6 protein-coding genes are annotated in these 6,555 nt (G+C 38.9%); 4 read left to right on the top strand and 2 right to left on the bottom strand.

Features of this window, described 5'->3' with window-relative positions:
* Window positions 1–187: 187 nt before the first annotated feature.
* Both rplI and dnaB read left to right on the top strand, forming a co-directional pair.
* On the top strand, window positions 188–646 hold the full coding sequence (rplI, locus tag A0J48_RS19745) for a 50S ribosomal protein L9 (RefSeq protein WP_200326083.1): 459 nt from the start codon (window positions 188–190) through the stop codon (window positions 644–646).
* A gap of 223 nt (window positions 647–869) precedes the next feature.
* Window positions 870–3,383 (top strand): replicative DNA helicase, encoded by a 2,514-nt coding sequence (dnaB, locus tag A0J48_RS19740; RefSeq protein WP_200326081.1) that lies wholly within the window; start codon window positions 870–872, stop codon window positions 3,381–3,383.
* Window positions 3,384–3,439: 56 nt separating this feature from the next.
* Here dnaB and A0J48_RS19735 read toward each other — a convergent pair whose 3' ends face one another.
* A complete protein-coding gene (locus A0J48_RS19735; protein WP_200326079.1) occupies window positions 3,440–3,967 on the bottom strand; it encodes an FKBP-type peptidyl-prolyl cis-trans isomerase in 528 nt (175 codons plus the stop codon).
* Window positions 3,968–4,046: 79 nt separating this feature from the next.
* A complete protein-coding gene (locus A0J48_RS19730; RefSeq protein WP_200326077.1) occupies window positions 4,047–4,370 on the bottom strand; it encodes a phasin family protein in 324 nt (107 codons plus the stop codon).
* 962 nt (window positions 4,371–5,332) lie between these two features.
* Here A0J48_RS19730 and A0J48_RS19725 point away from each other — a divergent pair.
* A complete protein-coding gene (locus A0J48_RS19725; protein ID WP_200326075.1) occupies window positions 5,333–5,833 on the top strand; it encodes a DUF2231 domain-containing protein in 501 nt (166 codons plus the stop codon).
* Window positions 5,830–6,438, top strand: coding sequence for a DUF2231 domain-containing protein (locus tag A0J48_RS19720; RefSeq protein ID WP_200326073.1), 609 nt, complete (start codon window positions 5,830–5,832; stop codon window positions 6,436–6,438). Before A0J48_RS19725 ends, A0J48_RS19720 begins: the two co-directional genes overlap by 4 nt.
* Window positions 6,439–6,555: the final 117 nt, after the last annotated feature.

The following is a 6,555-nucleotide window of genomic DNA, read 5'->3' as shown; positions in this document are numbered from 1 at the left end:
CACCCCATACCCTACACCCTACACCCCACACCCCACACCCTCGACCCTATTGCGATCGCCCCCCTGAATTAGCTACAATCTTTAGTCTTTGGGATATAAGCAAAGTCGCTCAAGGTCAAGCTACACTTTTGTAAGCTATCCTGCTGACACCCAAGTTAATGAAACTTAATAGTAGAAAAGAAAAACAATGGCGAAACGAGTGCAGTTAGTATTAACAAAAGATGTGAGTAAGCTGGGAAAATCCGGCGACTTAGTGGATGTAGCACCAGGTTATGCTCGTAACTATCTAATTCCCCAGAGTCTAGCTACTCATGCTACTCCTGGTATTCTCAGACAAGTAGAACGTCGTCGTGAACAAGAACGTCAACGGCAACTAGAACTCAAACAACAAGCACTAGAACAAAAAGCAGCCCTAGAAAAAGTTGCTAAATTGACAATTGCCAAGCCAGTGGGTGAAAACGAAGCTATTTTCGGTACAGTCACTACCCAAGATGTAGCAGAAGCAATTCAAGCAGCTACCAGTCAAGAAATTGATAAACGTGGTATCACTATTCCTGATATTAACCACCTGGGTACATACAAAGCGGAAATTAAGCTGCATTCAGAAGTAACAGCAGAAATTAATATCGAAGTTGTTGCCAGCTAAAGAGTGCTGAGTGCTGAGTGCTGAGTGTTTGACATGGACAATTGATAATTAATTGAAAATTGAAAATTGGTTAATTTGGTTTCAAACCTCTGTTTTTAAAGAAAAAGGTCAAGAAAAACCTTTACTTATTTTCAATCCTCTGCCTTTTAGGTAGAAATAATTTTCCATTGTCAATTGTACATTGTCAATTATTGAAAACCTGCTTACCAATCCAAAATCGCTTATGGCTGAAGAACTGAGCTTTCAAGGTGATGGTAGCAACCGACTACCACCCCAAAATATTGAAGTAGAAGAGGCGATTTTGGGTGGTATTTTACTAGATCCAGAAGCCATAGGTCGTGTGCGCGATCGCCTCGTTCCTGAAGCTTTTTATATTAATGCCCATAGAGAAATCTATCAAGCAGCTTTAACTCTCCACGCTCAAAATAAACCTACAGATTTACTTTCCGTCACCAGTTGGCTAACTGACAACGACAAACTAACTCGCATTGGTGGCAGAAATAAATTAGCCACTTTGGTAGACCGGACAGTATCAGCAGTTAATATTGATGCCTTAGCAGGGTTAGTGATGGAAAAACACCTGCGACGGCAATTAATTAAAGCTGGTAATGAAATTGTCCAACTAGGTTACGAAACAGAAACCGAATTACCTATAGTTCTTGATCAAGCAGAACAGAAAGTTTTTAGTGTCACTCAAGAAAAACCCCAATCAGGTTTAGTTCACATTTCTGATACCTTAATTAATGCCTTTCAAGAAGTCGAAAAACGACATGAAGGTATCGCTTTACCTGGTATTCCCTGCGGTTTTTATGATTTAGATGCTATGACAACTGGTTTTCAGCGTTCTGATTTAATTATCGTCGCTGCTAGACCGGCAATGGGGAAATGCCTAAGTTATGACTCAGAAATAGTCCTAGCTAATGGGCAAATTACCACAATAGAAGAATTATACAACCAGCGTCAAGGCTCTTTATTGACGTTAAACGACGATTGGAAATTTACCTTTACCCAACCATCTGCATTTGTGGATGACGGTATCAAACCTGTTTTCCGTGTCAAAACTCGCTTGGGTAGGTCGATTGAAACTACCATTACCCATCCATATTTAACTATTAACGGCTGGCAAAGGCTAGAAAATCTGAAAGTTGGTGATAAAATCGCTGTACCTAGAAAAATAGATGTCTTTGGTACACAAACTCTCCGGGAGTGTGAAGTCAAGTTATTAGCTTATTTGATTGGTGATGGTGGTTTGACCAATAGCAACCCAAGATTTACAAATAGCAACCCATTACTACAAGCAGATTTTTCTCAAGCTATTACTGACTTTGGTGGTGAAGAATTAGAATTATGGGGTAAGAATGCTCATGCTAAAACCATCCCATCCATCATTTTTAAATTAGAGCGATCGCAAATGTCTTTATTCCTTAACCGTCTATTTGCCACAGATGGTTGGGCTACATTACTTACTAGTGGACAATCACAGTTAGGCTATGCAACAGTCAGCGAGAAACTAGCAAGACAGATTCAACACCTATTATTAAGATTTGGCATTATTTCTACCTTAAAAAACCGCTCTGTCAAATATGAAAATACTCGCCGACCTGCTTGGCAATTAGATATTACAGATGCCTTGTCTATTAAGACTTTTATTTCAGAAATTGGCATCTTTGGCAAAGAAGAGGCATTAGCAAAGGTTACAGCAGCAATATCTGAAAAACGATATCAAACTAATCGTGACCTCATTCCTGTAGAAATTTGGGAACAAATAGCCGCAGCTAAAGGCAATGAATCTTGGAGTAGTTTAGCCTATCGTGCGGGAATTAAAGGCTATAGCAATATCCATGCTGGTAAACGCTCTTTAAGCAGAGAAAGATTGTGGATTTTAGCTACTGCTTTAGATAATTTACCACTTCAGCAGTTAGCAAACAGTGATATCTATTGGGATGAAATCGTTACTATTGAGGCAGTAGGTAATAAGCAAGTCTATGATTTAACTATTCCAGAAACACACAATTTTGTTGCTAATGATATTTGTGTACACAATACAGCCTTTTGCCTTAACCTAGCTCATAATATTGCTGCTGGTTATAAATTACCAGTTGCAGTTTTCAGCTTAGAAATGTCCAAAGAACAACTGGTACAGCGACTATTAGCTAGTGAAGCACAAATTGAAAGTAGTTATTTGCGGACTGGACGTATTAGTCAAACCCAATGGGAACCTTTAAGTCGGGCAATTGGTATGCTTTCCGAAATGCCAATTTTTATTGATGACACTCCAAATATTACAGTTACACAAATGCGGAGTCAAGCGCGACGACTCCAAGCGGAACAAAATGCAGAATTGGGATTAATTGTCATAGATTATTTGCAATTAATGGAAGGAGCAGGTGATAATCGCGTTCAGGAATTGTCGAGAATTACCCGTTCTTTGAAAGGTTTAGCGCGGGAATTATCCGTTCCAGTAATTGCTTTATCTCAGTTAAGTCGAGGAGTAGAAGCAAGGACTAATAAGCGTCCAATGTTATCAGATTTAAGAGAATCGGGATCGATCGAACAAGATGCGGATTTAGTAATTATGCTTTACCGTGATGAATATTATTCACCAGATACTCCAGACCGGGGAATAGCAGAAGTCATAGTAGCTAAACATCGTAATGGACCAACAGGCACAGTTAAACTTTTATTTGATCCGCAATTTACAAAGTTTAAAAACTTAGCTAGACCTAATAATTATTGATGGTAATGGGTGGTTGGTGATTGTTTTTCCTATTACCTATTACCCATTACCAAGTTTTACTTAATCTCCAACAATTCCACATCAAAAATGAGAGTTGAGTAGGGTGGAATCACACCACCAGCACCACGCGCACCATAACCCAACTCAGAGGGAATAATTAACCGACGGCGATCGCCCACTTTCATTGTACTCAGTCCTTCATCCCAACCTTTGATTACCTGTCCGACACCAATTTTGAAACTGAAGGGTTGACCACGATCACGTGAACTATCAAACTTAGTACCATCTTCTAAAGTACCAGTATAGTGAACCACAACCATTTGTCCCGGTTGAGGAGTAGTTGTACCATCCCCCTTTGCTAATTCAACGTATTTTAGTCCAGAAGGGGTAGTGACGACATTCGCATCAGACATATCATTGCTCGCTACTAGAGTATTTTTTTCTTCAGTGACAACAGTGGCTACTGGTTGTGTTTCGGTTAATTTAACAGCAATGGCGGTATCCTGTTTACCACCCATTTGTGCTAATACTAAAGCCGCAACACACACCAGCATGAACACCACGCTGAGTAAAATTCCTTTCAAAATTAGCCCTCCCTATATAGGTAGTTTAGTAATCAGATTACCAACAGGACAAAACTCAGTTTAAATCACAATAGGTATCCTAACGCCAAAGCTTATTTTCCAAATCACGCACTTGACGCTCTAACCGGTCAATTCTCCCCCGCAATTCATCCACTTCTGACTGACGAGCAACCCCCAAGTCCTGCATCATATTTCGCATTTGTCGTTGCATTTGCCCTTCCCAGTTACCTTGCTCAGACTTGAGTTGCTGTACAATATCATCCATTACTGCTTTTGCTTGCTCAGGATTGAGCTTACCATCCTTCACAAGTTCATCGCTGACTTCCCGTAGTTTTTCTGCTACCAAAGATGTTGTCCCAATACCCAGCATCATTAGCTGTTCCAACCAGTTGTTGCTGTCCATAGTCTCTTCCCAATTTTTTGATTCTAACTAGCGAACCTTTGTACCTGAACCTGACTAAGTAAGAGTATGATGAACGCCAGTAATTCTAGCTTACAGATATTTTTTGACCACAACTAGGGTATAGGGTGTGGGGTGTAGGGTGTGGGGTGTAGGGTGTAGAGTTTTTGCAGTTTTAGTATAGATGCGGGAATCATTACTAATCAATTGGCTGTATGTGTACCAACTAAAATTTCAAATTTTTGTTATTTAGATGACGAAGTAATAATTCTTAAATGTACACTACTAGACATCAAAATCTTTTCTTTTTATTTCATAATATTTAAAGAAAGCAAGGGTAGATAGATTATTATATGCCCTTTCTTGTTCTTTACTAATTCTAAAAGTTCTGCTTTTAGTTTTTTGACAATTTACAAAAATTTACGTAACCTAAAAAATAGGTCTAGTAAATCAAGTCTCGAACAGCAATTTAGTTTAGCTACATAAAGAATTGCTGTTGCAGACTGTTGTCATAAGCATAGGAATTGACCGCAAACCATTCGCTACAAATTGCCGCCAAACGTATTATTTAGCGACATCACTTTTACACCCATTCGTCCCAATTCTGTGAAGTATGAACGCTGATAATTAATGAAATTCCCAATGGGGATGGTTTTTGAGATTGATATCTAGCAACAGCTAAGGTGATTAGGAAATCAACAGATGATCAAACCTTGACAGCAAAAGTCTTTTAACTCTTTCACCTGTCACCTGTCACCTGCTATAACAGCCTCTTAGTTAAAACTGTTAAACCAGAAACTAAAATCCCAAGTTGTTATGTACAGAGATTGAGCAAATATGGAAATTTTTCACAGGAGTAGTAAATACAGCATACTGCACATAAATTAAGAATTACATTTGATTTACAAATCTATGCACCAACAGAGTTTTACTGCTGACCATTGCTGTAAGTTTAGGAGAATATAATGCTAGAGTCTTTAACGTCGCTGAACGATCATAATTTACCATATCCAGATCCACTGCACCCCATCGTGGTTCACTTCGTAATTGCGATGGTATTGTTTGCATTTTTCTGTGATTTAATTGGGTTTTTAACAGGTAAAACTCGCTTCTTTGAAGTAGGTTGGTGGAATTTATTTATAGCGACAATTGCTATTTTTGTTGCTATTATTTTCGGTCAATTTGAAGCAGGTTTAGCCAAACCTTACAACCTGGTCAAATCAATATTAAATTACCACACCTTAATCGGGTGGTCACTGTCAGGAATTCTTGCTGCAATAACAGCTTGGCGTTATGTACTTCGCAGTCGTGACCCGCAAAGATTACCAATTCATTATTTAGCAGTTGGGTTACTTTTAACCATTCTGGTTGGTTTTCAAGTATATCTTGGTGATGAATTGGTGTGGGTTTATGGAATACACACAGTACCAGTTGTGGAAGCCGTAAAGGATGGAATTTTACCATGAACTCAGAATTAATTGATCAAGTCAGCGCCCAGATGGGAGCAAACGGATTACCTTACACCATTCCTATTCATCCTAACTTAGTTCACCTGACTTTGGGATTATTCATCATTGGTATTATCTTTGATATCGCTGGTGTACTTTTCCCCTTAGAAAAATGGTTGTTTAAATCTTTGGGTTTAACTGTTGAACGCGCCCAATTATTTGAAGTTGGTTGGTACAACATGGTAGCTGCTGCCGTGATTACATTTTTCACAGTTGCGGCTGGTTTTTATGAAATGTTGTTAGCAACTCCACCAGCAAACTTAAAAAGTTCTTGGGGTTTGCAAGCAATGGAAACCATGATGTGGCATGGTGTGGGCGGAGTTTTCCTACTAGCTTTAATGATTGCCATGACATTTTGGAGAGGATGGCAACGTTATATTTCCTGCAAAGATTCAGACTTACAAGTGCGCTGGAGTTATATATTTGCTGGAATTTCCATCATGGTTTTAATGTATTTACACGGAACCTTAGGAGCGCAATTAGCAGCTGAATTTGGTGTACATAACACAGCCGATAACTTGTTGAGAATGGGAGAAGACATAAATCAGGTACTGGGTAATTAATTCGTAATTCGTAATTCGTAATTCGTAATTTAGAAAGTCCAGTTACCAATTACCAATCATCAATTACCAATCACCAATTACCCATTACCACTGACAACTGACAACTGACAACTGACA

Origin of the sequence: Sphaerospermopsis aphanizomenoides BCCUSP55 (assembly GCF_001586785.1) — a bacterium.
GTDB lineage: Bacteria > Cyanobacteriota > Cyanobacteriia > Cyanobacteriales > Nostocaceae > Sphaerospermopsis_A > Sphaerospermopsis_A aphanizomenoides_A.
This window is presented reverse-complemented; position numbering and strand designations above follow the sequence as displayed.

What these genes read in the sequence shown, in the direction of transcription:
- rplI (WP_200326083.1), top strand. Translation starts at nt 188, where the DNA reads ATGGCGAAACGAGTGCAGTTAGTATTAACAAAAGATGTGAGTAAGCTG.
- dnaB (WP_200326081.1), top strand. Translation starts at nt 870, where the DNA reads ATGGCTGAAGAACTGAGCTTTCAAGGTGATGGTAGCAACCGACTACCA.
- A0J48_RS19730 (WP_200326077.1), bottom strand. Translation starts at nt 4,370, where the DNA reads ATGGACAGCAACAACTGGTTGGAACAGCTAATGATGCTGGGTATTGGG.
- A0J48_RS19725 (WP_200326075.1), top strand. Translation starts at nt 5,333, where the DNA reads ATGCTAGAGTCTTTAACGTCGCTGAACGATCATAATTTACCATATCCA.
- A0J48_RS19720 (WP_200326073.1), top strand. Translation starts at nt 5,830, where the DNA reads ATGAACTCAGAATTAATTGATCAAGTCAGCGCCCAGATGGGAGCAAAC.